The 26379-nt window shown below is 69.6% G+C and carries 26 protein-coding genes; 9 read left to right on the top strand and 17 right to left on the bottom strand.

Annotation, left to right across the window (positions count from 1 at the left end; genetic code table 11):
* Window positions 1–42: 42 nt before the first annotated feature.
* The 3 genes from NIE111_RS09850 to NIE111_RS09840 form a co-directional block, all read right to left on the bottom strand.
* Window positions 43–705 carry a response regulator gene (locus NIE111_RS09850; protein ID WP_238684080.1) on the bottom strand — a complete coding sequence of 221 codons (663 nt, stop codon included), beginning with the start codon at window positions 703–705 and terminating at the stop codon, window positions 43–45.
* Window positions 702–1841 carry a sensor histidine kinase gene (locus tag NIE111_RS09845; protein ID WP_238684079.1) on the bottom strand — a complete coding sequence of 380 codons (1140 nt, stop codon included), beginning with the start codon at window positions 1839–1841 and terminating at the stop codon, window positions 702–704. The genes NIE111_RS09850 and NIE111_RS09845 overlap by 4 nt, the downstream gene beginning before the upstream one ends.
* An 83-nt stretch (window positions 1842–1924) precedes the next feature.
* Window positions 1925–2179, bottom strand: coding sequence for a hypothetical protein (locus tag NIE111_RS09840; protein WP_238684078.1), 255 nt, complete (start codon window positions 2177–2179; stop codon window positions 1925–1927).
* 10 nt (window positions 2180–2189) lie between these two features.
* On the opposite strand from NIE111_RS09840, the gene NIE111_RS09835 reads away from it, so the two are divergent.
* Both NIE111_RS09835 and NIE111_RS09830 read left to right on the top strand, forming a co-directional pair.
* Window positions 2190–2789: a hypothetical protein gene (locus NIE111_RS09835; RefSeq protein ID WP_238684077.1), complete on the top strand. Its 600-nt coding sequence runs from the start codon at window positions 2190–2192 to the stop codon at window positions 2787–2789.
* Between the two features lie 169 nt (window positions 2790–2958).
* Window positions 2959–4224, top strand: coding sequence for a prolyl oligopeptidase family serine peptidase (locus NIE111_RS09830; RefSeq protein WP_238684076.1), 1266 nt, complete (start codon window positions 2959–2961; stop codon window positions 4222–4224).
* 70 nt (window positions 4225–4294) lie between these two features.
* Here NIE111_RS09830 and xynC read toward each other — a convergent pair whose 3' ends face one another.
* The 6 genes from xynC to NIE111_RS09800 form a co-directional block, all read right to left on the bottom strand.
* Complete coding sequence (xynC, locus tag NIE111_RS32390; protein WP_504858752.1) at window positions 4295–5962, bottom strand: glucuronoarabinoxylan endo-1,4-beta-xylanase XynC; 1668 nt, start codon at window positions 5960–5962, stop codon at window positions 4295–4297.
* 68 nt (window positions 5963–6030) lie between these two features.
* A complete protein-coding gene (locus NIE111_RS31965) occupies window positions 6031–6165 on the bottom strand; it encodes a hypothetical protein (protein WP_274530870.1) in 135 nt (44 codons plus the stop codon).
* Between the two features lie 54 nt (window positions 6166–6219).
* Window positions 6220–6741, bottom strand: a complete 522-nt coding sequence (locus NIE111_RS09815) for a hypothetical protein (RefSeq protein WP_238684075.1) — start codon at window positions 6739–6741, stop codon at window positions 6220–6222.
* 9 nt (window positions 6742–6750) lie between these two features.
* Complete coding sequence (locus NIE111_RS09810; RefSeq protein ID WP_238684074.1) at window positions 6751–7260, bottom strand: hypothetical protein; 510 nt, start codon at window positions 7258–7260, stop codon at window positions 6751–6753.
* 55 nt (window positions 7261–7315) lie between these two features.
* Window positions 7316–8971, bottom strand: coding sequence for an RICIN domain-containing protein (locus tag NIE111_RS09805; protein ID WP_308193653.1), 1656 nt, complete (start codon window positions 8969–8971; stop codon window positions 7316–7318).
* A gap of 62 nt (window positions 8972–9033) precedes the next feature.
* On the bottom strand, window positions 9034–10548 hold the full coding sequence (locus NIE111_RS09800; RefSeq protein WP_238684073.1) for a family 43 glycosylhydrolase: 1515 nt from the start codon (window positions 10546–10548) through the stop codon (window positions 9034–9036).
* Window positions 10549–10807: 259 nt separating this feature from the next.
* Here NIE111_RS09800 and NIE111_RS09795 point away from each other — a divergent pair, with 259 nt between their 5' ends.
* Window positions 10808–11242, top strand: coding sequence for a glutaredoxin domain-containing protein (locus NIE111_RS09795; protein WP_238684072.1), 435 nt, complete (start codon window positions 10808–10810; stop codon window positions 11240–11242).
* 14 nt (window positions 11243–11256) lie between these two features.
* Here NIE111_RS09795 and NIE111_RS09790 read toward each other — a convergent pair whose 3' ends face one another.
* Window positions 11257–12444, bottom strand: a complete 1188-nt coding sequence (locus NIE111_RS09790) for a metal-dependent hydrolase family protein (protein ID WP_238684071.1) — start codon at window positions 12442–12444, stop codon at window positions 11257–11259.
* Between the two features lie 230 nt (window positions 12445–12674).
* Between NIE111_RS09790 and NIE111_RS09785 the strand changes: the two genes are divergently transcribed.
* From NIE111_RS09785 to NIE111_RS09775, 3 genes are all read left to right on the top strand, one after another.
* Complete coding sequence (locus NIE111_RS09785; protein WP_112583511.1) at window positions 12675–13094, top strand: VOC family protein; 420 nt, start codon at window positions 12675–12677, stop codon at window positions 13092–13094.
* Between the two features lie 62 nt (window positions 13095–13156).
* Window positions 13157–14035 carry a DUF1963 domain-containing protein gene (locus NIE111_RS09780; RefSeq protein WP_238684070.1) on the top strand — a complete coding sequence of 293 codons (879 nt, stop codon included), beginning with the start codon at window positions 13157–13159 and terminating at the stop codon, window positions 14033–14035.
* Window positions 14036–14146: 111 nt separating this feature from the next.
* Window positions 14147–15100 carry a cyclase family protein gene (locus NIE111_RS09775; protein WP_238684069.1) on the top strand — a complete coding sequence of 318 codons (954 nt, stop codon included), beginning with the start codon at window positions 14147–14149 and terminating at the stop codon, window positions 15098–15100.
* 40 nt (window positions 15101–15140) lie between these two features.
* Here NIE111_RS09775 and NIE111_RS09770 read toward each other — a convergent pair whose 3' ends face one another.
* Genes NIE111_RS09770 through NIE111_RS09760 form a run of 3 tightly spaced genes read right to left on the bottom strand, consistent with a single transcriptional unit; the run spans window position 15141 to window position 16888 of the window.
* Complete coding sequence (locus NIE111_RS09770) at window positions 15141–15308, bottom strand: hypothetical protein (protein ID WP_238684068.1); 168 nt, start codon at window positions 15306–15308, stop codon at window positions 15141–15143.
* 37 nt (window positions 15309–15345) lie between these two features.
* Window positions 15346–15873 carry a hypothetical protein gene (locus NIE111_RS09765; RefSeq protein ID WP_238684067.1) on the bottom strand — a complete coding sequence of 176 codons (528 nt, stop codon included), beginning with the start codon at window positions 15871–15873 and terminating at the stop codon, window positions 15346–15348.
* Window positions 15860–16888: a hypothetical protein gene (locus tag NIE111_RS09760; protein WP_238684066.1), complete on the bottom strand. Its 1029-nt coding sequence runs from the start codon at window positions 16886–16888 to the stop codon at window positions 15860–15862. The genes NIE111_RS09765 and NIE111_RS09760 overlap by 14 nt, the downstream gene beginning before the upstream one ends.
* A gap of 231 nt (window positions 16889–17119) precedes the next feature.
* Here NIE111_RS09760 and NIE111_RS09755 point away from each other — a divergent pair, with 231 nt between their 5' ends.
* Window positions 17120–19600 carry a M14 family zinc carboxypeptidase gene (locus NIE111_RS09755; RefSeq protein ID WP_238684065.1) on the top strand — a complete coding sequence of 827 codons (2481 nt, stop codon included), beginning with the start codon at window positions 17120–17122 and terminating at the stop codon, window positions 19598–19600.
* Window positions 19601–19681: 81 nt separating this feature from the next.
* On the opposite strand, the gene NIE111_RS09750 is transcribed toward NIE111_RS09755, so the two are convergent.
* Window positions 19682–20149, bottom strand: a complete 468-nt coding sequence (locus tag NIE111_RS09750) for a cupin domain-containing protein (RefSeq protein ID WP_238684064.1) — start codon at window positions 20147–20149, stop codon at window positions 19682–19684.
* A gap of 110 nt (window positions 20150–20259) precedes the next feature.
* On the opposite strand from NIE111_RS09750, the gene NIE111_RS09745 reads away from it, so the two are divergent.
* Complete coding sequence (locus NIE111_RS09745) at window positions 20260–20736, top strand: RrF2 family transcriptional regulator (protein WP_238684063.1); 477 nt, start codon at window positions 20260–20262, stop codon at window positions 20734–20736.
* A gap of 19 nt (window positions 20737–20755) precedes the next feature.
* Here the strand turns inward: NIE111_RS09745 and NIE111_RS09740 are convergent, their stop codons facing one another.
* From NIE111_RS09740 to NIE111_RS09725, 3 genes are all read right to left on the bottom strand, one after another.
* Complete coding sequence (locus tag NIE111_RS09740; RefSeq protein WP_238684062.1) at window positions 20756–22885, bottom strand: ThuA domain-containing protein; 2130 nt, start codon at window positions 22883–22885, stop codon at window positions 20756–20758.
* A gap of 188 nt (window positions 22886–23073) precedes the next feature.
* Complete coding sequence (locus NIE111_RS09730) at window positions 23074–24240, bottom strand: DUF6596 domain-containing protein (protein ID WP_308193652.1); 1167 nt, start codon at window positions 24238–24240, stop codon at window positions 23074–23076.
* Window positions 24222–24608 carry a YciI family protein gene (locus tag NIE111_RS09725; protein ID WP_238684061.1) on the bottom strand — a complete coding sequence of 129 codons (387 nt, stop codon included), beginning with the start codon at window positions 24606–24608 and terminating at the stop codon, window positions 24222–24224. Before NIE111_RS09725 ends, NIE111_RS09730 begins: the two co-directional genes overlap by 19 nt.
* Before the next feature lie 430 nt (window positions 24609–25038).
* Here NIE111_RS09725 and NIE111_RS09720 point away from each other — a divergent pair, with 430 nt between their 5' ends.
* Window positions 25039–26253 carry a cellulose-binding domain-containing protein gene (locus tag NIE111_RS09720; RefSeq protein WP_238684060.1) on the top strand — a complete coding sequence of 405 codons (1215 nt, stop codon included), beginning with the start codon at window positions 25039–25041 and terminating at the stop codon, window positions 26251–26253.
* Window positions 26254–26379 lie beyond the last annotated feature (126 nt).

Here is a 26379-nt window from a genome sequence, read left to right as displayed (position 1 = left end):
GGGTTGGCCCATGGTCGGAGACGGTCGTCGTACTTCCGCCGGTCACCAGTGCCGTCGACGGCGGTTGGTCTCGTACGCCCACATCGCCACCTCGACCCGGTTACGCACCCCCAGCTTGGTCATCAGGCTGGTGACGTGCGACTTGACAGTGCTCAACGTGATGTAGAGCTCGTCGGCGATCTCCTGGTTGGTGCGTCCCCGCGCGACGGCGACCAGGACCTGCTCCTCCCGGTCGGTGAGCGCCTCGATGGGCTGCGTGCGCGGTGCGGCCGGATCCACGTCGGCGAACGCCTTCAGCAGCCGCGTGGTGACGCTCGGCGCGATCAGCGCGTCCCCGTTGGCGGCGGCGTGCACGGCCTGGCTGAGCAGGTCAGGGCCGGCCTCCTTGAGCAGGAAGCCGCGGGCGCCGGCCCGCAGCGCCGCGTACACGTACTCGTCGAGGTCGAAGGTCGTGATGACGACCACCGCGAGCGGCTCCGGGACCGTTGGCCCGGCGAGCGCCCGGGTGGCCTCGATGCCGTCCAAGCCCGGCATCCGGATGTCGAACAGACACACGTCGGGGCGGAGCCGCCGGGCGAGTTCGACCGCCTGGCGGCCGTCGCCCGCTCCACCGACGACCTCGATGCCGGGCTGCGTGTTCAGGATGATGGTGAGGCCGGTACGGACGATCTCCTGGTCGTCCGCCACGAGCACGCGAACCGTCACGCGCCGACCCCCTCGCGCGGAAGCACGGCCGTGACGGTCCATCCACTGTCGGGATCGGGGCCGGCCTCGCAGGTGCCTCCGAGCAGGTCGGCGCGCTCCATCATGCCCACCAGGCCGAAACCGGGCGAGCCGGTCGGACGGGCGGCGCCGGCCTCGCCATCGTCGCTGACCCGCAAACGCACTGACGTGTCATCGGCCGCGACGCTGACCTCGATCCGGGTGGCGTGGCGCGCGTGGCGACGGGCATTGGTGACCGACTCCTGGGCCAGGCGGTAGAGCGCGGAGCCGACAGTGGGCGGAAGGTCGTCGAGGTCGCCGCGCAGCTCCACGTCGACGGCCGGACCGGTGCGGAACTGGCCGGCGAGCCGCCCGATGTCGGCTACCTGCGGGTTGGGCGCCAGATCGGCGGGCTCGTTGCGGCGCAGGACGCGGACCATCGCGCGCATCTCGGCAAGCGCGCGGGACGCCTCGGCCTCGATGGTGCGCAGCGCCTCGACGGCGGCATCCGGCTCGGTCGTCGACGCGGCGATGCCGGCCTGAGCGCGGATCGCCATCGCCGACACGTGGTGGGCAACCGTGTCGTGCAGGTCGCGGGCGAGCCGTTCACGCTCCAACAGCTTCACCCGATCGAGCTCGCGCAGCCGGGTGGCGGCGCGGAAGCGGATGGCGACACCCAGCGTGGCGGCGGCGAACATCACCGCGAAGCCGGCGACCAGTTCACCGCCGTCGACCGAGCCGACCAGCCCGGCGGCTGTCACCTTGGCCACCACGAAGAACGAACCGAGCACGGCTTCCCGGCCGGAGCCCCAGCGGAACAGCGCGTAGACCAGGAGGACCAGGAAGCTCGCAGTGAACAGCTGGCAGGGATCGCCGGGTAGCACGAACGGGGCGACCGTCGTGCAGCCGAAGGCGATCACCACCATCGCGAGCGGTGCGGTACGCCGCCACAGGAGCGTGGGCAGCAGCGCGAGCGCGACCACGACGCAGCCCACCCGCCAGGGCAGATCGGGTCGGAAGATTCCTTCCACCACGATCGCCGGCGCGAGAGCGGCGATCATCGCCCAGTCGCGCCACGTCCGCGCCGGAGCGGGGGAGACACGCGGCTCGGTCGACACCGCGTGCAGGCGAGGATGCATTGATTCATCGTACGAACGGTGGTGCGACTCCAGATCGTCCCAAAGTACGACCCGGGTGGCCGGTCTCTGGGCGATGGGCTCGATTACGTGAGCTGGAGTTTGGCGCGGACGGCGGCGGCGTCCGGATGGTCGAGGGCCGTGAAGATGTCCAGTGCCCGCTGCCCGTCGGCCCGGCCGGAAACGGGATCGCCGAGGGCGTGGCGGGTGTCACCGAGCCGGCTGAGAGTGTCCGCCTCACCCCAGAGGTCCCCGAGGTCGCGCGCGGTGTACGGAATCCCGGCCAGAGGCCCGGCCCGATCGGCGATTCTGCTCGGGTGCAGAACGCACTGATCGACCATTGGAGGTTACGTGTCCGTACATCTCAAGCCTCTGGTCCTGGCCCTGACCGTGCTCGCGGCGACGCTCACCGTCCCGGCGGCGGCCGCGTCGGCGGCGCCCGGCGCGGCCATCTGCACGACGAAGGCGGCCTGTTCCGACGGCGGCCTGCGCGCGACGCCGTCGAGCGGCTCGGCCCGCACCACCGGTGACATCACGACCAACGCGATCCCGGTGCCCACGCCGCCCGCGTTCCCGCCGGGCACCCCGTGCTACCGCGAGGAGGTCTCCGAGGAGGTCTACGAGACTGCCGCCTACACCACCATCTACGAGTTGCACTTCCAGGCGAGCGTCTGCCTGTTCTCCAACGAGATCGTGCTGTACGGCCTGGACACGTCCCTCTCCTTCCCCAACGACGTGCAGGACCCCCGACTGACCTCGATGCAGTTCGTCGTGCGGGACCAGGTCGTCAGCTACAGCCCGACCGAGAAGGACGGCTACTCCGAGCTGTGGGTGACGTTCTGCCCCGACCCGGCGCAGCCGAGCGCCTGCCAGCGGTACCTGCACCGGCTGGGCCTCATCTTCAACCCCGCCTGGGTCTACCCGTTCTCGGTGTTCCAGCGCCTGAGCTGACTGTGCGGGCGGCCTTCCTCCCGTGACTGGTCAGGGCGTCTTCCGCGTAGCTCCGAGGGCGCGGGGCGCCCTGATCACTCGTGCCGGCACCGGTTGCCAGCGGATCTCCGCGGCGTTACGTTGAGATGCCATCGATGAGCTTCTACATCGCAAGGTACCGGGGGCCCGCATGTCCACGTCTGTCACTCGCCGCACCGTCCTGACCGGTGGGGCCGGTGCCGCCATCGGCCTGGCCCTGCCCGGCGCCGCCGCCCACGCCGATGGGCGCCATTCCACCAGCGTGAGCTTCACCCTCGACGCGAGAACGCTCGACGGCGGTGAGCAGGTCACCTCGGTCACCCTCGACACCCGCCGGCTCGGGCCGATCGACCCGGCCGGGCTGACCCCCGGCACGTTCACAGTGCACGCCAAGGCCACCAGCCCGATCCCGATCGCTCCCGGCGACCAGATCTTCAGCGAGTACGACCTGGACCGCACTGTCACCAGGGCCCGACTCGACCGGCACGGCAACATCGTGCTGGAGCTGAGCCACGCCGAGGGTCAACCCGGCGGTGGGACCCTTGGCTACATCCTGAGCAGGGGCCGCAACGTCCGGCTGGACCTCGTCTACACCATCACCCAGAACACCCCGGTCGTCCGACGGCACGGTTCGCCGGTCACCATCAGCCGCTTCGTGCAGGCAGGGCTGTCGAACCCGGAGGTGGACGCCTTCAGCTACCACGTCTCGGGCTCGGGTATGAAGTACCGGCTGTACTCGCCCGACCACTCGCCCCGGCACGGCCGGCGACCGCTGATCGTCTGGCTGCACGGTGGCGGCGAGGGCGCCTCTCTGCCTGACGACTACTACGACAACGAGACCACGTTGCGTGCCAACCGGGGAGCGCTCGGCTTCGCCACTCCGCAGGCCCAGCGGATCTTCTCTGGCGCGTACGTCGTCGCTCCGCAGAGCACCTCCTACTGGATGGAGGACGGCCCCCGGTTCGCCCCGCTGATCCGCGAGATCGTTGCTGACCTCGTCCGTCGCAAGCGTGTCGACCCGGACCGGATCTACGTGGTCGGTTGCAGCAACGGCGGCTACATGTCCCTGGAGATGACCTCGACCTACCCCGACCTGTTCGCCGCCTCGGTGCCGATCTGCGGTGTCGTCGAGCCGCTCAGCGGGGAGGGCCCGCCGCTGATCACCGACGCGGAGTTGGCGAGCATTCGGACCCCGACCTGGCTGGTCACCTCGCGCGACGACGACACAGTGCCACCAGAGACCAACACGATCCACGCCCACGACCTCATCCCGGGATCGCTGATCAGCCTGTACGACCGCGTCGTCTGGAACGGCTACCAGTTCCCCGGTCACTGGTCCTGGATCTACGTGGCCCGCAACGACCCGAGCCTCAACGGCACCCATATCTGGCAGTGGATGGCCCGCCGCCGTCGGTGATCTGCCGGCCGGCGAGGCGGAGGTTCGGCTCCGGGTCGGCCCCGCGAGGTCGACCCGGAGCCGGGGACGTTCAGCTGACCCGGGTCAGGCGCCAGTTGTTCCTGGTGCTGCCGTTGTCGGCGTACTGGACGGCCTGGGTGCCCCAGGTGCTGGACCCGTTGAGGATGGCGAGCACCTTGCCGCTGTTGACGTTACGGATCCGGTAGGACCCGTCGCTGTTCGCCACCAGGGTCCAGCGATGGTCGGCGGTGCCGTTGTCGCTCCACTGCATGACGCGGGCGTTGTCGGCGGTCGACATGTTCTCGACGCCGAGGACCTTGCCGCTGTTGACGTTGCGGAACCGGAACGCGTTGCCGTCGGTGACCCGGACCCAGTTGTGGTCGGCGGTGCCGCTGTCACCCCAGACCACGGCCAGACCGCCATCGGCGGTGGACATGTTCTGTACGCCGAGAACCAGGCCGGTGTCGACGTTGACCAGCTTGTAGGTGTCCCCGGGGCTGGTGGCGCTCACGCTGGTCACGAAGGTCATCACGCTTCGGGCGGGAAGCGTGACGGTGAGCGAGCCGTTCGACATGCTGAGCGCCCCCTGGGGCGCGACGGTCCTGCTGCCGTCGGTCAGCCAGTTCGAGACACTGCCGGAGGCGGTGGCGTTGGACAGCGTGAACTGTTGGCTCACCGACGAGGTGTTCTTGTTGATGGCGACGATGACGACCGTGTCGCCGCCCCGGTACGCCGAGACGTAGACGTTCGAGGCGGGGTTCGCCGTAGCGTCGATCCGTACGTACCCGGGGCGGACGAACCTGGCGAAGTGCGCCATCATGGCACCGCGCTTGCTGATCTGGCCGTCTTCCCGCATGGGACCGTAACTGCGCCGGAGATACCACCAGACGTACGCCTGGAACTCGGCGTCCACCATGGCGCGGTGGACGTGTTCCCCCACGTCGAGCGCCTCGGGCCAGGCGTCACCCGAATTGGTGTTGCTGTTGGGGTAGTAGACCTCGGTCATCCAGAGTTCCTTGCCCGCGCCCTTCTGCCGGAAGAGGGGGTAGGGGAAGTTCGTGTACGACGTGCCGTAGAGATGGGCGCCGATGATGTCCACGTTGGCGAGCGCCGCGGAGTCGTTGAGAATCGGGTCCGACACGGACTTCACGTACTGGAAGGACTCCGGCGCGATGACCCTGGTGCTGATCGAGCCGGCGTTCTCCCGCAGGAACCGGAGCATCTCCGAGGACGTCCACCACGTCCATTCGGCCGCGTAGTCCGGCTCGTTCTGCACCGATATGCCGTACAGGTTGACGCCGTTGTTGCGCATGTGGGCGGTGAAGTCGTTCAGGTGCGTGGCGTAGGCGCCGTACGAGCTGTATCGGAGCCGCCTCGCGTTGGTCTGGTTGCCGCGAGTGAAGGTCTCGATCATGCTGGCCGGTGGGTTCCACGGCGATGCGAAGACGGTGGCTCCGAGCGCGACAGCACGCTGCGCCGTCGCCAGGTCGCGGCTCCAGTCCGCCTGGTTCTCGTTGACGGGGATCCTCAGCAGGGAGAAGCCCAGCCGACCCTCGCCGGTGCCGAAGGCCGTGTCCCGCTGGGCGGCGGTCAGGTCGCCGATCCAGGCCGCGTGGGCCATGGCGCCGAAACCGCGGATCGTCTGCCGCGTTGCCGACGGGTTGATGCTTGCCGGTGCGGCGACGGCTTCGGTGGCCCCCACGACCGTCGCGACCGCTGCGACCGGTACGGCTCCCATCGTCGTCAGGACGGTGCGCCGGGTCAGCAGTTTCCGTTCGCCGCTCACCTGCTCATTCTGATCGTGCGTCATGTCTTGTCCTCCTGGGTGGTGGTGGTGGTACGCGCCCTCTCGGTCCCGTCGGCCCGGTCGGCACCGGTCTGCTGCGCTGTCACGTGGTTGACCTGCTCGTGACGACCGATCCGGCTCTGATTGATCGTCATAACTGTTAACGCTAACAGAGTTGTTACGCCTCTGGCATCGGTCGGCGTGGATCATTACTTTCGGCGTAGCTCCCGCAACACGCCGTGCCGGCGCACCGCCCACGCGAGACGCCGGACGCGCGGGTGCCACACGAACAGCGCCGCCGCCCGGCGGATCAGGCCGAAACGGTTGTCGCTCAGCTGGTTCTCGATCGCCTGCCAGATCAGCTCGCGTACCTTGGCGCTGGCCAGCACCGCCCGTACCTCACGCCGCACCACAGGATCCTCGGCCGCCGACGCGATGGCGGCAGCCTGACCCGGCCGGTCCGCCAACGGCTCCACCGCCGCCGCGACGAGCGGCCTGCGCACCTCGTCCCGCTCCAGAAGCAGCAACACCGCTTCCCGAATCTCGACGGTGTCCAGGGCGGACCGCAGCAGGCTCAGCAGGCTGCGCTCCACCTCGTGGTCATGGTCCGGAACGGACAGCGTCGCCAGCAGCCCCGCAATCTCCTCGAGATCGACGACGTGTCGCACCCCGGCACGGAACTCCGGCAGCTCCCACGCGACCTGTAGAGCCTTGACGAGATTGCGGTTCATGGGCCATCGCTACCCGCAAGCGCCAGCCGGCGAAACCCCGACCTGGCGCCGGATGAACTGGATACCGGCGGTCGTGGTGGCCACCAGCGCCGCAGCTGCGGCGACCAGTAGCAGTGTGGTCTCCGCCAGGACGGCGTGCATGTATTCGCCGCCGTTCGCGGTGGCCGAAAGGTACCGCTCGGCTGCGATCAGGTTGAGGGGCACGGCGATGAGGGCGCTAACCCACCACCTCGTCCTTCCTGCTGTGGGTGCGCCCGCTGGTCGCGCGCGCCGGGTCTGGATGAACCAGTTGGCGACGCTGGCCGAGGCGGTGAGCAGCGTGAGGATCAGCAGACAGAATGTCGCTGTGGACAACTCACGAAGCGACACGATGCTGTCGAGGATCTCCACTATGCCGGACCCGTCATGGGTCACCCCGCCGACGCGGCGCTCGTATGCCCCAAGAGCGACGAGGGTGTGGGTGACGTCGACGACCGTGAGTGCGACCAGGGCGGTCACGGCGATGCGGGAGCTCGGCATCTGGCGACGATAGCCCTCGTTCGCAATTTTCGTGAGTCGCTCTGCCGAGGGGCTCTCAGCACCATGTCAGGGTCGAATTCACCCGGGTGACGTTGCTGATCGTGTTGTTCGCCCCACCGCAGGGGCTCTGGGTGATGTTGGTCCCGCTGACTGTCAGATTCTGGAACCGGATGCCAGAGGAGATCGGGAACTCGCTCCGGGCCGCGATCCGCACCTCGCCACCGCCCGTCACCGTCCCGGACACCCCGGCGATGACGACGTTGTAACAGTTCTCCACCAGGATCGCGTTGTTGCCCGTGTTCGAGATCGTCACCCGGTCGATGACCGCGCCACCGGACTCGGACACGCAGAAGATCCCCCGGCCGCCGCCGGACGCGAGCACGGTTCCGACCCGGATGTTCGTCGGGTACGAGTTGCCTACCCGGCCGTTGCGGTTGGCCATCCGGAACGCCGCGTACCCGGTTCCGGCCCCGGCGCCCTGCGCGTCGACGGTGCCCACCGTGGCGTTGATCGTGTCGTTGAGCAGTAGGCCGGAGTCCCGGGTGTTCCGGGCCGTGACAGTGCCGATCGTCAGACCGTCAACGCCGTACGTCTCGACCCCGTGGGTACCGGTTCCCGACACGTACACGTTGTCGATGCGGACGTTGCGGACCTTCACCGCTCGATCTCCACCGTGGTTGTCGATGCGCACGCCCAGACCGGCGGAGAGCCGCATGTCGATCTGCCTGAGAGTCAGGTTGTTCACGTTGCGCATGAAGATCCCGTACAGCGGCGAACCGGTAAGGGTGAGGTTCTGCACCTCGACGTCAGTGGTTCCCCGCGAGTACACCGGCGCCTGGTCGCCCGAGCCCGACCCGGTCACGTTGATCGTGCCGCACACGGCAAGGGTCGTGTACGACGGCAGCGACAACCGCGACCCCGCGCTCATCGAGCCGGAGCCACGAACCACCACCCGCTGCTTCGACGTACGACCCGCCGAGAGCGAGTTGACCGCCGCCTGCATCGCCGACAGCATGTCCGAACCCGAGTAGACAGTCGACGAGCCATTGCGGGCGGTCCAGGTGCTCCCGCTCAGTACGGCCTCGGCGTTGCTCGACCCGCTGCCACAGCCGGTGGTCGGTGGCGTGCTGCCGCCTACCGCGACCAGCTGCCACTGCTGGTTCGGGCCGTTGAGGTCGGCGTACTGACTGATCCGGCCGCCGTCGGCGGTGGACCGCTCCCAGACCTCGAGTGCCTTGGCCGAGTGGCGGTTGATCAGTCGGACGTAACCGCTGTCGGAGTCGAGGACCTGGAACTGCTGGTTGGTGCCGTTGGCATCGGACCACTGGCGGTACTCGGCGCCGTCGGCGGTGTTCCACTCCCAGAGGTCGACGACCTTGCCGCTGTGCCGGGCCTTGAGGCGGTAGTAGCCGCTGCCGGAGGAGACGAACTGGAACTGTTGCCACGCGCCGTCGTTACGGGACCACTGCTGGATCGCGGCGCCGTCCGCCGTCGAGGTGTCCCGGACGTCGAGGACCTTGCCGCTGTGCCGGTTGACCAGGACGTAGTAGGCGTTGGTGTCGATGCTCGCCGCCGCTGCCGGGGGTGCGCCGACCAGAACGGCGCCAACCGCGCCGACCAGCATGGTGATCATGGCGAGCACCAGGCCGGTACGTCGGCCGCGACGCATCGACCCACTGCCGGACGGTCTTCTCGTGCTGATGAACGGCATCGCTCCTCCTGGCTGCAATGGGCTTCGGGCGTACCTGGACGGGTGTCGACGACAGCGGGCGCCTACTCCAGATGGAAGGTGGCCGAGGCGCGTTCGGCGCTCGAACTGACCGCCTCGATATAGAGCAGTCCGTCGCGGTGGCGTACGTGGCGGCCCGGGAAGTTCTGCGACTCCAGGGAGATCCCGGCGCTGTCGGCGAGGCCGGCTTGACGACGGAAACTCGCGTCTCCGCCGAACAGCGCCGAGCCGTCGTTCTTCTCCACGTACAGGGCGTAGCCCCGGTGGCGTAGGTAGTAACCGGGGAAATTGGTCGATTCCAGCGACACCGAACCGCCGCCGGCGAGGCCGGTGACGATGCGGAACTGGGTGTCGGCCAGGTTGGTGACGTTCGGCTCGATCCGGGCTCGGTAGTCGTAGTGCCGGATGTAGCTGCCGGCCTGGTCATGTGACCGCAGCCGCACCGGTGTGGCACCGTCGGGGACCGGGATGCCGAAGTTCGGGGTGCCGTCGGCGTTCCAGTACACCTTTTGCAGTCGGGTGCGTCGGTTCGGGTCGTTGAGCGGATCGCCGGTGATGTCGCGGTAGTTCCGGTCGTGGTAGACGAGGATGTCGCTCTGCCCGTCCTCGGAGACGGTGAACGAGTTGTGGCCGGGGCCGTACTGGCCGGTGGCCGCGTTGCTGGCGAACACCGGGCTGGGACTCTTGCTCCAGGAGGCGGCGTCGAGCAGGTTCGCGCTGGCGGAGGCGCTCAGCATCCCGAGGCAGTAGTTGGCGTCCGTGGCGCTGGCCGAGTAGGTCAGGAAGATCCGGCCGTTTCGTTGGATCACCGCCGGTCCCTCGGCGACCCGGTAGCCGCGGGTCTCCCAGTCGTACGTCGGGACGACGAGCCGAGTCACGGTGCCGGTGATCTGCCACGGATTGGCACCCATCCGGGCGAGGTAGACGTTGGAGTTGTTTCCGATCGCCGGTTCCTGCTGTGCCCAGGTCAGATAGCGCACGCCGTTGGCGACGAAGGTCGAGGCGTCCAGGCTGAAGGTGTCCCAGGGTGTCGAGATCCGGCCGCGTTCGGTCCACGAACCGGCCAGCGGATTCGGGTTGGCGTTCTCCAACACGTACATCCGGATCCGCCACACGTCGTCGGTGCGGCCGGCGGCGAAGTAGACGTACCACCTGTTGTTTATGAAGTGAATCTCGGGCGCCCAGATGTGGGCGCCCATCTCGCCGCTGGTGTGGCGGCTCCAGATCGTCGTCTCCGCCGCCGTCGCCAACCCTTGCAGGGTGGTCGCGCGGCGCAGGACGATCCGGTCGTACTGCGGCACCGTCGCGGTCAGGTAGTAGTAGCCGTCGGTGTGCCGGAAGATGTGCGGGTCGGCCCGCTGGTTCACCAACGGGTTCGTGTAGGTGACGGCGGGTGCGGCCTGCGCCGGCGCGGCCACGGTCAGGCCGGCCGACACCGCCAACATCGCCAGCACCGCGGCCAGCATCGACCGCAGACGCCGAGGGATGTCGTGGCCGGCGGGCCCCCGGTGGACGGCCCGACGGCTGTTCGGGTCGGTTCGAGGGAATGGCAGCGGCATCTGTCCTCCGCGAGCTTGGGAACGGTCATTGACCAGCACCGGTACGACCGCGGCGATCCCGTAGCCGATCCGGTCGTCGCCGCGCGGCGACGTCGGGCAGGACCGGGGGAGAGGCGCGAAGGGCTGGGAATGTGACTGTGGCGTTGCAATCAGGTGGCGGAGTTCATGTTGGCGTTAACATCGATACCTGTCAAGGTGTTGTGGCCGCCCACCTGGCCGGAAAAGCGGCCATCGCGTACCTGGAGGTAGGGTCCTCGGCGTGCTGCGACGGTGGGTTCTGGCGATCCTGATGGCGGCGTTCGGCGTGCTGGTGGCGGTGACGCAACTGGCCGACGGTCTGCCTGTCGTCGGCGGCGTCGAGTTGCTGGTCTTCCTGGCGTTGGCGCTGCTGCTGTCGCCGTGGGCCTTCCCCCGCTCGATGGGCGCCGCCGAGGCGCAACGGGCCAGCGCGGTGGACGGCCGGCCGATCGTGTACTGGCGTCCCGGCTGTCACTACTGCCTGCGGCTCCGGTTCTCCCTCGGCCGGCTCGCCCAGCGGGCGCACTGGGTCGACATCTGGAACGACCCGGCCGCTGCCGCCGCCGTCCGGGCGGTGGCCGGCGGCAACGAGACAGTGCCCACCGTCGTGCTCGGCGACCAGGCCGTCGTGAACCCCGACCGGGCCTGGGTCCGCGAGCAGCTCCGCTCGTCCTGACCCGGCGACGCCCCTTATCTCACGAGGTCACCGGCGAGGTACACAGCGAGCGGGCGGCGCAGCACAGTGATGTCGCTCGTCGGGTCGCCGTGAACGATCAGCAGATCGGCGTCGAACCCGGGGTGGACGCGGCCCTTGCGTCGCCCCAGGCCACACACCTCGGCTCCGACCGAGGTCGCCGCGGTGAGAGCGACCGTGGCGGGAATGCCGCAGGCCACGTACTCGACCAGCGTCTCGGGCAGGATCCCGTGCGGCTTCGCGGGCCCGAGGCCCGCGTCCGAACCGGCGACCAGGCGGACCCCGGCCCGGTGCAGTGTGGCGACGCCGTCGCGCAGCGCGGCCTCACTGAGCCCGGCCCGTGCCGCCATCTCCACCACCTCAGGTGGCGTGACCACTGCCGGGTCGGTGCCGAGCGTGGCACAGACCGCCACCCCCGACGCGGCCAGCCGGTCCGCGAGCTCAGCGGGAACACGGGCGCCGGCCGCGGTCACGCAGGTGCAGTGCTCGATGCCGTCCACGCCGACGCGCAGCGCCTGCTCGACCGCGCTGAGCGCGTGCGCGTGCGCGGTCACCGGCAGACCCAGCTTGTGGGCCTGTGTCAGTGCGGCGGCCAGTTCCTCATCGGTGAACTGCGGCCTCGTGGTGTCGGTGCCCGGGGTGAACACCCCGCCGCTGGCCATGACCTTCACCAGGTCTGCTCCGGCCGCCGCCCGCAGACGTACGGCCTCGCGGACCCCGTCGACACCGTTCGCCTCACCCCCCAGCGACCAGCAGTGCCCGCCGACGCTGGTGAGCGGTGCGCCCGACCCCACCACCGTTGGTAGGTCGTCCCGCACCCGCCGATCCCGCCACCGCAGCACCGCGTCACGTCGGTCGCCCAAGTCCCGGACCGTCGTGACGCCCGCCGCCAGCTGCGTACGTAGCGACGCCTCGACGACCCCGTCGAGGTCTGACTCGGGACGATCAGCGAGCCGGCCGAGCGCGTCGGACCCGGCGTCGGCGCACAGGTGCACGTGCGCGTCGACCAGACCGGGCAGCAGCGTGCCGTTCGGTTCCTCGCGCACCGGCCAGCCTTCCGGCACCTCGGCGTTACCCCGGTGCACCTCGGCGACGCGCCCCTGGTCAACCAGGACCAGCACCCCACCGTCCACGAGCCGTTCGCCGTCGAACATCCGCGCCACCCGCACAGCTTGCTGCGTCATCGTCACCCCAACCCGCTCGGCCACAGCGGCCACCGGTCCTGGCCTCACCATCGCACCGCCACGGGCACCCGGCCTCCCTCGCCAGAGCGATATGCCATCCCCCGGCCGGGTCGGCACCTGTCGGGTCAGTCGGGACACCACCCGCCGCGGTGGCGTTTTCGCCACCATCTGCGGGGGATACGACACCGCCCGACTTCTCGCGCTGAACGGGCGACGACAGGAGGACGGTCATGGCGTTGGCCAACCCGGCACCCGACTACTTCGAGCCCGAGGACGGCATGTTCCTCGCAACCTTGCTGATCGTTCGCGATCTGGCGCGGTCGCGGGAGTACTACGAGCGGGTGTTCGGGGCGACCTGCGTCCACGAGAGCAGCCCACTGATCATGAAGTTCTTCAACAGTTACATCATCATCAACGTCGAGGGCGGTCCGACGGACGACAAGCCGACGGTGCAGGCCAAAGCGCCAGCCGACTCCAACACCCTGAGCTGCGCGATGAACGTCCGGGTCCGGGACATTCGGAAACTCTACGAGGAGTGGAAGTCCCGGGGCGCGGACTTCCTCACCGAGCCGAAGGACCACGGAACGGAGATCCGCTGCTACCTGCGCGACCCGGACGGCTACCTGGTCGAGGTGGGTCAGGGTCTCTGACCATCGAGCCATCCGGCCGCCCAGCATCCTCTCGTCGTAGCTTGATGGCATCATGCTGGGCCATGGATCATCAAGGCCAGCTCCGCCGTGCCGCGCTCGCGGCGGGCATCCCGGACGACGAGATCGGCAGGTTCACCGAACAGCTGCGTCTGTCGATCCGGTTGGGCGGGGGTTCCGGCGGTGCCCCGGTCGGGCAGTTCGGTGGCTTGCCCCGACTGCCGGTGGGCACCGACTGGCCGACCGCCGGAGCCAGCCCGTTGCCGTTCATCTTCTCCGTCGACTGCGCGGCGCCGCCGAGAGTCGACGGCTTCGGCCTGCCGGCAGATGGGTCGCTGCTCTTCTTCCTGGCCCACGAGGAGGACCACCTCGCCGGTGGCACCGGCGACCGGAGGTACGCCCGAGTCGTGTACGTGCCGGCCGACACCGCAACCGAGGTGGCGGAAGAACCCAGCATCCCCAACTTCGTCGGCGAGCAGTACGACCTCCACGCCACGCTGGGCGCGGAGCTGCCCCCATGGATCGCCACGCACGACGATGAGGACGAGGACGACCTGTCGCCCTTCCAGCAGCAGCTGGCCCATGACCTGAAGCGTGACCTGCCGCACCTGGAGGAGCTCCGCGCGTTGGCCGACGGCCTCTGGCCGCCCGATGAAGGGCTCGCCAGCGCCGATATCGGCGGGTATGCCGACGACGAGGTGATGAGGAATATCGCGGAGCAGACCCTAGCCGGGCGGGAGAAGGCCGGTGAGATCGTCGTCCCGGTGGCGCAGTGGTATTCCCAGGTGGAGCAGGAGAAGCACCGGCTGACGAGCGAGTGGGTGTCGCTCGCCCGTTTTCCGCTGGCCGACGGGTTCTACTACGGCAGTTTCGTCATCCGCCACGACGATCTGACCGCCGGCCGGCTGGACGAGGCGCTCTCCGTGACCGACTTCAGTGAGTAGAACGGCGACGGCAGCGCACCTGCGCTGCCTGCGGTCGTCCGTCGATCATGCGGCGGAATACCCTGACCTGCGGTGCCTCGACACCGCGTGACACGAGGAGTCGATGCTGACATGACGGCAGGACGACCGATGCCGACCCAGGACGAGGTGCTCGGGTACTTCGACACGCTGTCCAACTGGGGGCGGTGGGGCGACGACGACGAACGTGGCACGCTGAACCACATCACCGACGATGTCCGGCTGGCGGCGGCGCGGGCCGTACGACACGGCAGAAGCGTGTCCTGCGCGTGGGAGGTCTCCGCACCGGGAGACATGGAGCGGTCGACGACGACGTGCCCGTGCACCGCCGACATGCCGGGTGCCGAGAACATGCCGCCCGCCTTCCACGCCGACCGGCGCTGGGGCTTCTCGTCCGAGCGGATCGGCATCTCGTACCACGGCAACACCCTCACCCACCTCGACTCGCCGTGCCACCTCTACTGGGACGGCACTATGTACAACGGGCGGTCGCACTCGTTTGTCGACGCCGCGACGGGCTCAGCGTGGGCGGCCGTCACGGCAGCCGCGAACGGGATCGTCACGCGTGGTGTCCTGCTGGACGTCGCGTCGGCCCGGGGTGTGCAGTGGCTGGAACCGGGGCAGGGCGTGTTTCCCGACGATCTCGAGGAGGCCGAGCGTCGCCAGGGTGTGCGGGTGCGACCCGGCGACGCGGTACTCCTGCGGACCGGCTACGGGCGGTTCCGGCACGAGAACGGCGCGGCCAGCGGTTTCACGCAGGCCGGCTGGCACGCGTCCTGCCTGCCGTGGCTGCACGAACGGGGAGTCGCGCTGATCGGCGCCGACACACCACAGGACGTTCAGCCGTCGGGGTACGACGACGTGTTGATGCCGGTCCACGCCGTGAGCCTCGTCGCGATGGGCCTGTGGATGCTCGACAACTGCGACCTGGAGGCCTGCGCGACAGCGGCTGCCGAACTCGCCCAGTGGGACTTCCACCTGGCGGTCGCACCCGTCCGCTTCGCCGGCACGTCCGGCAGCCCGGTCAACCCGATCGCCACGTTCTGACCGGGAAGGAGTACGCGACGAGGGCTTGTCGCGGCGCTGCTCAGCTCAACTCCAGGACGGGCCGGGTCAGGATCTCATCGGCGTACCGGTCGTCAGAGGCGAGCCACTGGCCGAAATCCTTGTCCCGGTAGGCGGTCGCGAGGGTGAGCCACCCCACGAAGAAAGCGCTGTCTCCGCAGGTGGTGCCGCCGCCATCGCCGCCGCACACGATGGTGCGCTCGGTGGTCGCCTCGTGCTGCGGATCCTCATGGCTTCTCCAGTCGTCGAAAATTGGCTGCACGCCGGCGGTAGTTGGCGGCCACGGCGATGACGAGCGGGCCCCACGCGAGCATTGGGGCGTAGTAGCGGAGCACCTCCCAACCGGGAGTCGGGTGCACCGGTTCGTCCTCACCGATGCCTACCCAGATGCTCTGCACGACATGGAACCTCTGGTTGAGGAGGAAGTACACGCAGATGGCGACGAGCAACCAGCCGCCGGTCAGCGCGATGCGCACGACCGGACGCGCCGGGATGGCACGGCCTCCGACGCCGGGTACCCAGTGCGGAACTCGCTGTCCCCACCGGTGCACCAGCCCGAGTGTCAACAGGGCCAGTCCCATCGACAGCGCGGACAGGAAGACCATGTACCAGTGCGTGGTGCCATCGTCGCTGAACACCAACGACAGTCGCCAGAGCGCGGACGGCAGAACGCAGAGCGGGACGGCGTAGGCGGCCCAGATCGCCCAGGTCGGCGGGGCGGTGGCTGCGATGCGGGCGGAGTCAGCGTGGTTCATGGACGCTCCGATCCTGGGAGGCGGTCATGGCGGCGTCGGTCGAGGTGGCCAGGGCGTAACCGGTGGTGGTGACGGCCAACGACACTCCCCAGCCGAGGAAGACCAGCAGCGTGGCGGTGACGGCCCACCCGTCCCACACGTCGGACCAGCGCGTGTCACCTGTGAGCAGTCGGCCGACGAGCACAGCGATGCTCAGCACGCCGTAGGTGACCAGCGTGAGCGCCACCACGCCGGCCGGGATCACCGCCAGCGGTCGGGGGACCTGTCGATCGTGCAGTCCCGGCACCCAGCGCGGAAACTGCTGCCCCCACCGCCGCACCAGCCCGAGAACGAGCAGTCCGGCCAGCGGCGGGACGAGCGTGATCGCCAAACCCGTCGCCGTGGAGAGGTTCCGCTCGATGTCGTTCAGTTCCCGCTCGGAGATGCCGACCGGAACGCCGAGCACCCACAGCGCGTGGGGCACGGCCCAGCCGACCACTGGCAGCGCCACGGCGACGTACGCCCAGCGGCGCGTCCACCGCGGCACCGGCCGGTAGCCGACGGCGGCCGGTCCGCGCCGGGGCCCGGATGCGTTCGCGAGCCCGGCGAACAGGACGCCACCGGCCACCAGCAGGAGCCGGGCTCCGAGGTCACGCCAGTCCGAGGGCCGTCCCGCGAGCGCCGCCGGGATCTCGAAGAGCAGGTGCAGCGGGAACGCGGCCACCAGGAGCAGCGCGGCGGCGGCCCAGCTGCCGGCGGTGGCCCAGCGGCCGGGGAACCGGACCGTGCACCCGAGCACCACCGCGAGGGCGACGCCGACTCCCACCGCGCCCCACCCCGACCAGAGCGGCAACGCCACGACCTGGTCCGCACCGCACCCGCCCGCCGGGTCGACCAGATCGGTGCGGTCGCACGCGGTGTACCCCCACCGGCCACCCGCGATCCAGTAGAGCCGCTGAGTCACCGCGGCAACGACGAACACGGCACACGCCAGCGCCCACGGTCTGGCACGGGTCGGTATCTCAACGACAGCCATGGACCTACGATCGCCGGCTGCGGATCAGCTCTCCTCCCCGACAGATGGGGAGGCGCTCCCTCGGCCGGGGGAGAGGCCGCCGAGGTTACTGACGCGGCGGCGCGGAGTCGGCGACGGTCGCCTCAAGGAATGCTCAAATTCGATCGACGTGAACCACTGCAGCCGCTAACGCACATACGCTCACCGGACCGGTCCGCCGGCAATCACCCGTCGTAGGCAGAAGGAGGGGGAATGCGGCGATCACAACGGCGCATCGCGCTGCTCGCGCTGTCCACCCTGGTGGGCAGCATCCTCGTGACGACCGGCCCTGCGGGCGCGGATCCCACGGGGCCATCGGCCGCCGCCAGCCGATCCCAGCCTGAGGATCGGGAGTCGGTACGCCTCGTACACATCAGGCTGACCGGCGCCGACATGCTGGACAAGGTGGCAGCGGCCGGCTTCGACCTCGAACACGGCCTCCGGCGCGTGCCGAACGGCATCGAGGGCGAAGCGGTGGTTACCGCCGAGCAGGTCACCGAACTGACGGCGATGGGCGTCGAGGTGCTCGGCGAGAGCGCCGGCTTCGCCTGGAGCGACGAGGCCGACGGCGGCCTCGGCATCGGCGCGGCCAGCGCGCGGGCGGCCCAGCCGGCGAGCCACGACGCGACGGTACGCGTCGTCCGCGCCGACTGGTTCACCACGAAGGGTCAGGGCTTCCTCTACGTCGAGGCGCGGACCACCGAGGGGCAACAGGCGGACCCGATCGTCGGGATGCAGCTGGAGAACGACTCGGGGAAGGGCACGCCGTTCGGCTTCGCCCGGACGATGAGCCGGTTCGTCGACTCCGGGCAGTACATGTTCCACCGGAACCTCTTCAAGCTCGACGTACGCCCCAACACGATCAAGCTGACGAGTTCCACCGGTGGCGTCGCGACCGGTGCCGTCTCCAACTGGCTGGAGGACGCCCCGCCGCCGCTGACGGCGAACCCGTCCTACAAGTCGGACTTCGTGGACGGCTACCGGCACCCGCAGCAGCTCTACAGCCGCGCCAAGGAGATCGCCCGTCAGTACCCGGACATCGCCGAGATCGTCTACCTGCCGAACCAGACGAACGGGTACCAACGCAAGGCGCAGGCCCAGATCGGCGGCGCGGGGCAGGCTGCGGTCGTCGTCTCCTCGGCCGCATGGGGTCACCAGGGCGGCAACGACGTCACTGTGGACTTCGTGGACCGGCCCGAGCCGGATCTCCCGCTGGCGGTGGAGGTCACCGGCACGGCGGTCCGTGTCCTGCTCGCCACCGACGCCTCGGGCGCACCGACGAGCACGGCCGCCGAGGTGGCCGAGGCGCTGCGGAGCCGCTCCGCGGGGCTCATCGACCGGGCGCACCCGTACCGCACCAACGAGGGCACCGGCATCGTCGCTCCGACGGCCGGCCCGGTCGCGCTGACCGACTTCCTCGACCAGAAGCGCGTCGGAGCACCGGAGGGCGAGGTGCCGCGAGGCCCCGCGACGATCCCGGTCCTGCGGATCGGCAAGCACCGTGACGGTAAGAAGCCCGGTGTGCTCATCCAGGCGCAGGACCACGCCCGCGAGTGGGTGCCGGCGACGACCAGCCTCGAGTCGGCCGAGCGTCTGGTGCACAACTACCGGTCCGACCGGGAGACGAAGAAGATCGTCGAGAACACCGACGTCTTCTTCATCCTGTCCAACAACCCCGACGGGGCGAACTACAGCTTCTACAACTTCGCCTCCCAGCGTAAGAACATGACGAACCACTGCCCGGACGCGAGTGCCGATCCGGCTCAGCGGAACTCCTGGGGCGTCGACCTGAACCGGAACTATCGGGTCGGCTCGGGCCACGACGGCTACGCGGGAGGGTCGACCAACTGTGTCAGTGGCACCTACCAGGGGCCGGAGGAGCTGTCCGAGCCCGAGTCGAAGAACATCATCTGGCTGGTCGAGAAGTACAAGAACATCAAGTTCATGATGTCGGTGCACTCCAACGGTGGCCAGCTCTTCTGGCAGCCCGGCGCCTACATCGCTGACGGCCGGATCACCACGCCGCGTCCGCCACTGGGTGACGAGGCGTTCTACTGGCAGTCCGCCGCCCGGATCCTGTCGCAGGTCAAGGCGCACCGGGAAACCGTCGTCACGCCGGAGAACGTCGGCGGCTCGTCCGACGTCCTCTACTCCTCGGCGGGCAACGTACGCGAGGACCTGTACCACACCTACGGGATCTACGCGTTCGGCTGGGAGGTCGGCGGCTCCGTCTACAACCCGGCCACCGGTGACTGGCAGGGCGGTTCGTTCCAGCCGGAGTGGGACGGAAACCCCGAGCTCGTCAGTGGCCACGCCGAGACCATGGAGTACGCCAACGGGATCATGGAGATGTTCCGGGTCGCGGCGGACTGGGGCAGGGACAAGAAGGACCCGACGTCCCGGTTGGTCCCGGGCGCGGGGCGCTACTCCGGGCCTGTCGACGTGCACTTCGAGACCAGCGAGCCGGCCACCATCTACTACACGACCGACGGCAGCCGGCCCACGCTCGAATCGCCCCGCTACGCGGCGACCGAGTTCCGTGAGCCGGGGCAGGTGTTCCACGTGACCGAGACGACGACGTTCCGCTGGTTCTCGGTCGACAGCGCCGGCAACATCGAGAAGAACTACGACCCGACGAAGAACGACAGGCGCAACAACTACCGCAGCGCGACGATCAGGATCGCCAAGAGGTAGCGCCAGTCCGACAGTCGTTGCCCCGTCGGTGCGGATCACCCGCGCCGACGGGGCAGCCTCTGCACGAACAGGTCGCGTCGGTCAGCCTCGTCGGCCGGCCCACAAGGGGCTGTCCACGTAGTGGTTGTCGTAACGGTCCTGGGTCTCGGCGACGTCCTGCCAGGTGGCTTCGCCCCGGTGCACCTTGTCGAGCAGTCGGTAGTAGTCGAACCGGGGCTTGCCAGGGGTGATCACGACGAGGAAGTCGGCGTCCCGGCCGTCGGCGGGGGCGAAGGCGTGTGGGGTGTTCGGCGGGACGAAGAGCACGTCCCCCCGATGCAGGGTGCGCAGTTCGTCGTTGACGAGTATCTCCAGGGCGCCGTCGAGCACGAAGAAGAACTCGCCGGAGTGGGTGTGCAGGTGCGGCGGCGCACCGTCAGTGCCGTGCTTGAGCACTGTGCGGTTGCTGGTCAGGGCGCCGCCGGTGTGCTCGGGGTCGAGGAGCAGCGTGATCACGCTGGCCGGATCGCTGTCGAGAACCTCGGCCTGGGCCGCGCGTACCACAGTCATTTTTCGACTCCTTCGTCGTTCAACGATTCCTAGACACTAGATGTCCAGAATCAGCGACGCCAGCGATCACATCCGACGTCCCAAATTCTGGACAGGTAGAGTCCAGGATCATGCGGATGAGTCAGGGCGTCGAATGGGCCCTCCACACGTGCCTCAACCTGAGCTGGCTGGACGCCCCGGTGCCGACCAGCACCCTCGCCGCCTTCTACGAGCTGCCGCCGGCGTACCTGAACAAACAGCTCCAGGCCCTGGCCCGAGCCGGAATCCTGACGTCGACCTCGGGGCCGCGCGGGGGCTTTCAGCTCGCCCGCGCCCCGGCGGAGGTCTCCCTGCTGGACATAGTGGCCGCGATCGAGGGCCCGGAGGAGCTGTTCCAGTGCGACCAGATCCTCCGCAAGGGCCCGGGCGAGCACGCGGGCGTCGACTATCGACAGTCCTGCGCGTTCGCCAAGGCCATGCGTGGCGCCGACCTGGCCTGGCGGCGGGAGCTGGCCGGCAAGACCGTTGCTGACGTCCGGGCCGACGTCGAGCGCGGGCACCCGGAGGCCCCAGCCAACACCCGCGCCAGGATCGTGGAGCTGCGCTAGGGCGTACTCCGGCCCGCGGTCAGCGGCCGTGCACCTCCAGCTCCCAGAGCGAGTAGCCGTACGCGGGCAGGGCGCGCTGGGTGCCCTGCACGCGCAGGTAGCGACCTGTGGCCGAGAGGGCGATGTCGTCCACGCCACCGTCGCCGGTGGTCGTGGTGTGCACCGGCGTCCAGGTGACGTTGTCCGGGGAGACCTGGATCTGGTAGGCCCGCGCGTACGCCGCCTCCCAGGTCAGCCGGACCCGGTCGAGGGTGCGGGACGCGCCGAGGTCCACCGAGATCCACTGCGGGTCGGCGTATGCGCTGCCCCAACGGGTGGTCGTGGTGCCGTCCACGGCGTTGGCCGCCGCGTGCGCGCTGCCCGGCTCGACGCTGGACGCGGTGACGGGCTTGCCCCGGGAGAGCACTGTGCCGCCGGCGGCGCTGCCGTAGACGTTGAGGTCCCACAGCGAGTAGCCCCACTGGGTGGCGCGTTGGGTGCCGTACACCCGCAGATAACGGCCGGTGCCGGTGACAGTGAGGTCGTCGACGCCACCGTCGCCGGCGGTGGTGGTGTGCACCGGTGTCCAGGTGACGTTGTCCGGCGACACCTGGACCTGGTACGCCCGCGCGTGGGCCGTCTCCCAGGCCAGCCGCACCCGGTTGATCACGTACGAGGCCCCCAGGTCGACGGTGATCCACTGCGGGTCGACGTACGCGCTGCCCCAGCGGGTGGTCGTGGTGCCGTCCACGGCGTTGGCCGCCGCGTGCGCGCTGCCCGGCTCCACGCTGGACGCCGTCACCGGCCGGCCCTGGGCCAGGTCGGTGGCGGGCGGCTCACTCGGACCGTCGGTCTTGATCCGCACGTTGCGGTAGTTGATGTCCATTCCGGCACCGTCGTTCTGCAACCCGATGTAGCCGTTGGCGATGGCCCGGCTGCTGACGTAGTCGTTGATCTTGACGCCGTTGAGCCAGATCTCGACCCGCTGGCCGTGTACGCCGATCTCGTAGGTGTTCCAGGAGCCGGGTGGGTTGAGCGCCGCCGCGCGGGTGGCCTGGTTGGGTGCCTGGAAGCTGTAGACACTGCCGGTGGTGCGCGTCGGGTCGCCGTCGGTGGCGTCGATCTGGATCTCGTGACCGGCGGCGACCGGGCCCCACGGATCGCCCTGCGGATCGGGGAACCCGATGAAGACCCCACCGTTGTCGTCGCCCGGCATCATCCAGTCGACCTTGAGCGAGTAGTTGGCGAAGGTACGCACCGGGTACCAGAGCAACCCCATGCCACCGTTCGACGTGAGGGTGCCGTCGGCCAGTGTGAAGCCGCCCGGCCCCGCCTGCCGCCACTGCCCGAGGCTGGCCTGGGTGCCGTCGAACAGCGGGGTGTAGCCGGGCTCCGGCCGGCAGTCGGCCGCCACCGCCCCGGCCGCCACCTGAATGCCGCCCAGCAGCATGCGGGTGAAGTTCGGGTCGGCGTAGCTCTGCTCGGTGTGGCCGAGGCCGGTGTACCAGGAGCGTCCGCCGCCATAGCTGTGGCACCAGGTGATCGGGTGGTCACCACCCATCGACCCACCGGTGTACGACGACTCGTCGAGGTTGGCCAGCACCTTGACCGCCGAGCGGGGGTTGGTCCGGTAGTTGTACCACTCGTCGGTGCGGGTCCAGGTCGACGGCAGGTGCGCGGTCGAGGCGTTGGCTCGGTCCTCGACCCGCACTGTCGCCTGCTGGGTGGCCGGGTGCGAGGCGAAGTACCCGCCGACCAGTCCGCCGTACCACTGCCAGTCGTACTCGGTGTCGGCGGCGGCGTGCACTCCGACGAAACCGCCGCCGGAAGCCAGGTACGCCTCGAACGCGCCCTGCTGGCCGGCGTCGAGCACGTCGCCGGTGGTGCTGAGGAAGACCACCGCCTGGTACTGGGCGAGGTTGGCGGTCGTGAAGGTCGTCGCGTCCTCGGTGGCGTTGACGGTGAAGCCGTTCGCCGCGCCGAGCTGCTGGATGGCGACGATGCCGTTGGCGATGGAGGTGTGCCGGAAGCCGGCGGTCTTGGAGAAGACCAGGACCTTGCCCAGCGGTGCGGCCTCGGCCGGGGTCGAGGTGACCGTCGCCGCACCGGCGGCGAGGGTGAGTCCGGTGACGACGGCGGCGGCGAGCGTGCTGATGGCGCGTCTGCGCATGCAGGGCTCCTTGTGAGGAAGTGCCCGGTGTGCCCGCGTCCGCCGAAACGAGGGCGATGGCGAGACGACGCGGAGCGGTGTCACCAGGCAGGCTCGAACCAACCGGATGAACATCGATCCACATCGTTGATATGCAGTTAACATCGGGCGTCGGTAAGGGTCAATCCCTCGGGATTGTCCCGATCGCCTCAGGAGCGGTGCGCCGCCACGTTGACGACGTTGCCGTCCGGGTCGCGGACGAAGAACCGTCGCATGCCGTACGGCTCGGTGGTGAGCGGGTGCACGATCTCCTGACCGAGCCGCTGCGCCTCGGCATAGGCGCCGTCCACGTCGTCCACCCGCGGGCTGATGACCGAGTCCTCGGGTACGGTCGCGTCGCCGAAGACGAGCTGCACGGCCACGTCGGGGTCGGACGAGGTGTAACGGGCCACCCACCCCAGGTTGCTCAGCGCGCCGCCTTGCCGAGCAGCACCGAGCGTTCGCGCTGATTGGCGCAGAGCCGGGCGGCGAGTTCCAGCTCGGTGCGCGCCTCCGCAAGCCGGCCGAGGCGGGTCAGCAGCTCGCCGCGTACGGTCGGGACGAGGTGCGACCCGGGGAGCCGGTTCGAGGCGACCAACTCGTCCACGATGGCCAGGGCCGGCGCCGGACCCGAGCAGGCCGTGCACCTCCGGCTCGTTCGGCTGGAGCGCGGCAAGTGTGCGGGCCAGCCGGATCGCCTCGTACGCCACGTCGGTGCGCAGCAGCCGGTCGCCCGACGTGGCCGTCGACCCCTCCGTGAAGATCACGTAGAGAACGCTGAGCACACCGCCCAGCCGCTCCCGGCGCTCACCGGCCGGCGGTAGCTCGAACGGCACCCGGGCCGCCGCGATCGCCTTCTTGCCCCGGGTGATGCGGGCCTGCACGGTCGGCACCGGCACCAGAAACGCACGGGCGATCTCCTCGGTGGACAGGCCGCCGACCACCCGCAGGGTCAGTGCCACCCGCGCCTCGCGGGAGAGCACCGGATGGCAGCTGACGAACATCAGCGCCAGCACATCGTCGTCGATCCGGTCGGGGTCGATCTCCTGAACGAGCGCGGGATCGGCCGCCAACAGGGCGTACCGCTCCTGGAGGGCGACCCGGCGGCGGATCGCGTCGATCGCCCGCCGCCGGGCGGTGGCCATCAGCCACCCGGCCGGATTGGCCGGAGAGGCACGCGGCCAGGACACCAGCGCCTCGGCCACCGCCTCCTGGGCGGCGTCCTCGGCCAGCCCGAAGTCACCGGTGAACCGGGTCAGCGCGGCCACGATCCGCGCCGACTCGATCCGCCAGACGGCCTCGACGTCGGCCGTACCCATCAGATCTGGCCGTCGCATTCGCCACCCTGCGGGACCTCGTCGGCCTCGGCCACCCGCCGGACCTCGATCTTGGACCCGCGGACCGCCGGGACCCGCTCGGCCCACTCGACCGCCTCCTGTTTCGTGGCGACATCGAGCAGGAAGTAGCCCCCGAACAGCTCCCTGGTCTCGCCGTACGGACCGTCGGTGACCACCGGTGCCTCGCCACCGAAGTCGACCACGACGCCCTGGTGCGGATCGTCCAGCCCTTCGGCCGCGACGAGAACGTCTGCCTTCATCATGTCCTCGATGAACTGGCGGGTGGTGGCCATCATCTCGTCGATGTTGGCCATCATGGCCGCATTCGTCTCATCGGTGCCCCGCATGATCAACATGTACTTCGACATCGCGTTCTCCTCATCCGACGGGGCCGCCTCCCGGTCCCAGCATCCCCACGTCGAACGGGCAACCCGCGGATCGACACGGCCCCGAAAACCGGCCCCTGCTCCGCGATCTTGCACTTACTGTCCCGGCATAAGTGACATCCCGCCCATATCGGCTACTGAAACTGCAAGATCGGCGCGGCAGTCAGGGGTCACCGACGCTTGATTCGATCGGCAATCGTCAATAGATTGAGGGTGGGCGCCGCCGGGGTCCGGGTGAACCGGGCCGTTGGCGGCTGACAGGTCCACCCCCGAGCCGGGCACTTTGGTCGTACGCACGACCGGTCGCTGTGGCGCACCGCCGCGCCACATCCAGGGCACGTTGTCGCGCCGCGTCCGTCCAGGACGCGCCGCCGTGCCGTCTCCGCCCAGCTCGATGGCAGAAGGACCCTTCATGACGATTTTCCGCGCCCGCCCCGCCGCGACCCTGGTGGTCGCCGCCGCGCTGGCCGCCGCCGCGACCACCACCGGAGCGGCACTACTCAGCGGCCCGGCCGCGGCCGCCCAGGGTTGCCGGGTCGACTACACGCCCAACCAGTGGCCCGGCGGATTCACCGCCACCGTCAAGGTCTCCCCGGGGGACGCGGCCGTCTCCAGCTGGACCGTCACCTGGACATACGCCGGGGACGAGCGGGTCACCAGCGGCTGGAACGCCACGGTCAGCCAGTCCGGATCGACGGTGACCGCCCGCAACGCGTCGTACAACGGCAGCATCCCGGCCGGCGGCTCCACCGAGTTCGGGTTGCAGGGCACGTACGGCTCCAGTGGTGGCGCGCCGACCGGGTTCAGCCTGAACGGCGTACCGTGCAACGGCGCCACGCCGCCGCCGACCACCCCGCCGCCGACGACACCTCCGCCCACTACCCCGCCGCCGACGACACCTCCGCCGACCACCCCGCCGCCCACCACCGAGCCGCCGACCGGGTGTGCCGGCGCGGTGCTCTGCGACGGCTTCGAGGGCCAGACCGGGTCGACGCCGTCCGGTGACTGGGCCGTGGTGAGCCCGGACTGTTCCGGCGCCGGTACCGCCACCATCGACACGGCGACCACGCACAGCGGCAGCCGGTCGGTTCGGATCAGCGGCGCCGCCGGGTACTGCAACCACGTCTTCATCAGGTCCACTAAGAACCTCGGCAGCGTGGGCAACGTCCGGTACGGCCGCATCTGGGTCCGGCACACCACCGCCCAGCCCACCGAACACACCACGATGATGGCGATGGCCGACGCCGCCGATGGCAGCAAGGACCTGCGGTTGGGTGGCCAGAACGGCGCCCTGCAGTGGAACCGCGCCTCCGACGACGCGACCCTGCCCGAGCAGAGCCCGGCCGGGGTGGCGCAGAGCCTGCCGTTGCCCACCAACCGGTGGACCTGTGTGGAGTTCATGGTGGACGGCGCGGCCGGTCAGCTGCGTACCTGGGTGGACGGCACCGCCATCCCTGGGCTGACCGCGGACGGCGTACCGACGCACGACATCGACGGCCAGTGGCACAACCGCACCTGGCGGCCGCAGCTCACCGACCTGAAACTGGGCTGGGAGAGCTACGGCGGCGGAGCCGACACCCTCTGGTACGACGACGTCGCGCTGGGGTCCAGCCGGATCGGCTGCTGACCCTTCCGGGGTCGTGAACGGGGCCCGTCAGCGGTGCCCCGCCATGGTGATGAGTGCGTCGAGGGTGTGACCGAGGTTCCGGGTCACACCCTCGACCGCGTCGGCCTGAGCGGATGCGGGCACGCG

Origin of the sequence: Micromonospora hortensis (assembly GCF_022230935.1) — a bacterium.
In the GTDB taxonomy this organism is placed as follows: domain Bacteria; phylum Actinomycetota; class Actinomycetes; order Mycobacteriales; family Micromonosporaceae; genus Micromonospora; species Micromonospora hortensis.
This window is presented reverse-complemented; position numbering and strand designations above follow the sequence as displayed.

Bases quoted from the DNA above. Each gene is read 5' to 3' on its own strand.
- NIE111_RS09845 (WP_238684079.1), bottom strand. From the start codon at position 1,841: ATGCATCCTCGCCTGCACGCGGTGTCGACCGAGCCGCGTGTCTCCCCC.
- NIE111_RS09840 (WP_238684078.1), bottom strand. From the start codon at position 2,179: ATGGTCGATCAGTGCGTTCTGCACCCGAGCAGAATCGCCGATCGGGCC.
- NIE111_RS09830 (WP_238684076.1), top strand. From the start codon at position 2,959: ATGTCCACGTCTGTCACTCGCCGCACCGTCCTGACCGGTGGGGCCGGT.
- xynC (WP_504858752.1), bottom strand. From the start codon at position 5,962: ATGGGAGCCGTACCGGTCGCAGCGGTCGCGACGGTCGTGGGGGCCACC.
- NIE111_RS31965 (WP_274530870.1), bottom strand. From the start codon at position 6,165: ATGACGATCAATCAGAGCCGGATCGGTCGTCACGAGCAGGTCAACCAC.
- NIE111_RS09815 (WP_238684075.1), bottom strand. From the start codon at position 6,741: ATGAACCGCAATCTCGTCAAGGCTCTACAGGTCGCGTGGGAGCTGCCG.
- NIE111_RS09810 (WP_238684074.1), bottom strand. From the start codon at position 7,260: ATGCCGAGCTCCCGCATCGCCGTGACCGCCCTGGTCGCACTCACGGTC.
- NIE111_RS09805 (WP_308193653.1), bottom strand. From the start codon at position 8,971: ATGCCGTTCATCAGCACGAGAAGACCGTCCGGCAGTGGGTCGATGCGT.
- NIE111_RS09800 (WP_238684073.1), bottom strand. From the start codon at position 10,548: ATGCCGCTGCCATTCCCTCGAACCGACCCGAACAGCCGTCGGGCCGTC.
- NIE111_RS09790 (WP_238684071.1), bottom strand. From the start codon at position 12,444: ATGACGCAGCAAGCTGTGCGGGTGGCGCGGATGTTCGACGGCGAACGG.
- NIE111_RS09785 (WP_112583511.1), top strand. From the start codon at position 12,675: ATGGCGTTGGCCAACCCGGCACCCGACTACTTCGAGCCCGAGGACGGC.
- NIE111_RS09780 (WP_238684070.1), top strand. From the start codon at position 13,157: ATGGATCATCAAGGCCAGCTCCGCCGTGCCGCGCTCGCGGCGGGCATC.
- NIE111_RS09775 (WP_238684069.1), top strand. From the start codon at position 14,147: ATGACGGCAGGACGACCGATGCCGACCCAGGACGAGGTGCTCGGGTAC.
- NIE111_RS09765 (WP_238684067.1), bottom strand. From the start codon at position 15,873: ATGAACCACGCTGACTCCGCCCGCATCGCAGCCACCGCCCCGCCGACC.
- NIE111_RS09760 (WP_238684066.1), bottom strand. From the start codon at position 16,888: ATGGCTGTCGTTGAGATACCGACCCGTGCCAGACCGTGGGCGCTGGCG.
- NIE111_RS09755 (WP_238684065.1), top strand. From the start codon at position 17,120: ATGCGGCGATCACAACGGCGCATCGCGCTGCTCGCGCTGTCCACCCTG.
- NIE111_RS09750 (WP_238684064.1), bottom strand. From the start codon at position 20,149: ATGACTGTGGTACGCGCGGCCCAGGCCGAGGTTCTCGACAGCGATCCG.
- NIE111_RS09745 (WP_238684063.1), top strand. From the start codon at position 20,260: ATGCGGATGAGTCAGGGCGTCGAATGGGCCCTCCACACGTGCCTCAAC.
- NIE111_RS09740 (WP_238684062.1), bottom strand. From the start codon at position 22,885: ATGCGCAGACGCGCCATCAGCACGCTCGCCGCCGCCGTCGTCACCGGA.
- NIE111_RS09730 (WP_308193652.1), bottom strand. From the start codon at position 24,240: ATGCGACGGCCAGATCTGATGGGTACGGCCGACGTCGAGGCCGTCTGG.
- NIE111_RS09725 (WP_238684061.1), bottom strand. From the start codon at position 24,608: ATGTCGAAGTACATGTTGATCATGCGGGGCACCGATGAGACGAATGCG.
- NIE111_RS09720 (WP_238684060.1), top strand. From the start codon at position 25,039: ATGACGATTTTCCGCGCCCGCCCCGCCGCGACCCTGGTGGTCGCCGCC.